A 2,498-nucleotide genomic window follows, 5' to 3' on the forward strand; every position below is an offset into this window, starting at 1 on the left:
ATCCATATTTTGTTCCAGTGCAAGGCTTTTCACGCGTTCTGAAGAAAGGATTGCGCAGAACTGCTGCTCGTTATTTTTCAAACAAATCATGACTCTGGCCTCGTCTCCGCAGCTGAGGACGTCCGTGACGGTTCCGGCAAAGCAGTTGTCCGCCTCCACGGGTTCCTTCAGCACCTGCACCTGCAGCGAGCGGACCATGATGCTCGCCTCGCTCTGCTCCGCGAGCTCAAGCCTCGCAAAGGTTCTTGAGGAACAGCGGACAAAAAAGGATGTCCCGGCCGCAGTCACGCGCAGCAGGCACGAGAACTCTCCCCTCCTGATGAGGGCGAGCGTTCCTGTCACTACATTGTGACGACCCGTTCGGCTTGCGTACTCCCACTGACGGAATATTTCCCGCAACCGTTCCAGCTCGCCTGCCTTCGGCCGACCGCCGTTTCTTCTGCCGAGAAAAAACTCCACCGTGGGGAGGGCAACGCCGTGCCGAAGAAGTTCCTGTTCTCGAAAATTCCGCAGATCCGTCGGCCGGAAGTCAGGGAGTCCGGCCTCCGCCGCGCGCAGCGAAAAAATGCGCCGCACATAGGCCGGATCAAGGCGGCAGAGTCCGCCTTTCGCGCGCACATTGTACGGGGCATCGCGCAGTTCCAGCATGCGGTTCAACGCGGTCCGCGGCAGGGGCAGTTCCCGGGCCCAGCGCCCCCGCACGCGCAGCACGCTCCGCTCGGCGTCGATGTCCGCAACATCGTTGAGCGCCAGCGCCTCTCCCAGTCTCAGCGCCGCAAAGCGCATGACCAGACACACCAGCAGCACACGGGAACGCGAACACTGCTGCGCGGGCGACGCCGCCTTTTCATGCCAGTGGTAAAACGCCTGGAGCACCTCTCTCAACGTTTTGTCGTCCAGTTCGTGTTTTTCAGAAAACACCTCTTCCTCCGTATGGTCCATACGCTGCTCTCCCGACGGGACGTTGCCCGAACATATCGCGATTTTTCAGAAAAAAGGACTTTCTTGCGGCAGCAGGGAATAAGTCTATGGTGAAATGCAGCCGTATTGCGCGCTTTCGGCGTGCGGAAAGTTGAACATGGCTTGCCGGAATGTCCTATCCCGATTATATACCGGCAGATGCGTACCGCGGGATGCGCCTGCATTGCGAAGAGGCACAGCGCCCTCATGCGTAAAAAAGTTCCCGCCAACCGCAACAGTCACGGATTTCTCATGAATATAGGAAATTACACCTTCAATGAATTCAAAAGCATGGCGGAACGCTTCCACGGCTACGCCGCTCCCGGTCTTCTGCTCGGCGGCTACATGGTGGCGCTTGCGCAGCGGCATCTGCCGGAAGGAACGCTGTTCGAGGCCATTTCCGAAACCCGCAAGTGTCTGCCGGACGCCGTGCAGCTGCTCTCATTGTGCAGCATGGGCAACAACTGGGTCAAGGTGCGCGACATAGGAAGATACGCCGTCACCCTGTACGACAAATATACGGGCAAGGGCGTGCGCGTCAGCGTGGACGTAAAAAAACTCGAAGCCTGGCCGGAATACTACGACTGGCTCATGAAGCGCAAGCCCAAGCGCGAGCAGGACGAAGCGGAACTTCTGCGTGAGATTGAAGAAGCCGGCGACAGCATCTGCAAGGTGGAGGAAGTGGCCGTCCACGCCGATCTTCGCGGCCATGCTCACTCCGGAGCCGTGGCCGTGTGCCCGGTATGCGGCGAAGGCTATCCTTTAAAGGATGGTCCCATCTGCCGCGCCTGTCAGGGCGAACGCTACTACGCGACGACAAGCACCGACGCAGCGCAAAAATCCCGTCCTGCGGCTCCGGGCATACGGGTGGTTTCCGCCGAGGAGGCGGTGGGCAAGGTGCTGGCGCACGACATGACGCGCATCGTTCCCGGCGAATTCAAGGGCTCGGCCTTCACCGCCGGTCAGACCGTGAGCCCCGGCGACCTCTGCCGACTCCAGCAGATAGGCCGCTTTGACGTGGCCGTAATCGACGAGCAGGTTTCCGTGGAAGGCGAAGCCCCGGCGCATGAAAACGAAGCGGCGGAAAGTTTTGCCCGACGCATGGCCGGTCCCGGCGTGCGCTACTCGCTTCCTCCCCGCGAAGGAAAGATAGATTTTGTGGCCGACTGTTCCGGTCTTCTTTCCGTGGACGTGAAAAAGCTTGAGCGCTTCAATCTCGTGCCGGACGTCATGTGCGCCTCCCGCCAGGACGCCACGCTGGTGCAGGAAGGGAAAAAGGTAGCCGGAACCCGCGCCATTCCGCTGTTTCTCGACCGCGCCCTGCTCGGCCAGGCTCTGACCGTGCTCGGCGACGAGCCGCTTTTCACGGTGACGCCTCTGCGCCGCGCCCGCATGGGCGTGCTGGTGACGGGCACGGAAGTGTTCAACGGGCTCATCGAAGACAAATTCATTCCGGTCATGAAGGAAATGGCCTCGAACAGCGTTCCTTCCGGCAGATGCCGCTGCGCAAGCGCCACCATGTAGCCGCCGAGCAGAAG

1 protein-coding gene and 1 pseudogene are annotated in these 2,498 nt (G+C 60.4%); one reads left to right on the forward strand and one right to left on the reverse strand.

Going from position 1 to position 2,498, the window contains the following annotated elements:
* Nucleotides 1-942 (reverse strand): annotated as a pseudogene (locus ACZM96_RS10570) (hypothetical protein); the annotation flags it as partial.
* Nucleotides 943-1,212: 270 nt separating this feature from the next.
* Here ACZM96_RS10570 and ACZM96_RS10575 point away from each other — a divergent pair.
* The gene (locus ACZM96_RS10575) at nt 1,213-2,484 is read left to right on the forward strand and encodes an FmdE family protein (RefSeq protein ID WP_489489017.1); all 1,272 of its coding nucleotides are present in this window, start codon (nt 1,213-1,215) and stop codon (nt 2,482-2,484) included.
* Nucleotides 2,485-2,498: the final 14 nt, after the last annotated feature.

It is taken from the genome of Mailhella sp., from assembly GCF_057866825.1.

What these genes read in the sequence shown, in the direction of transcription:
- ACZM96_RS10575 (WP_489489017.1), top strand. Translation starts at nt 1,213, where the DNA reads ATGAATATAGGAAATTACACCTTCAATGAATTCAAAAGCATGGCGGAA.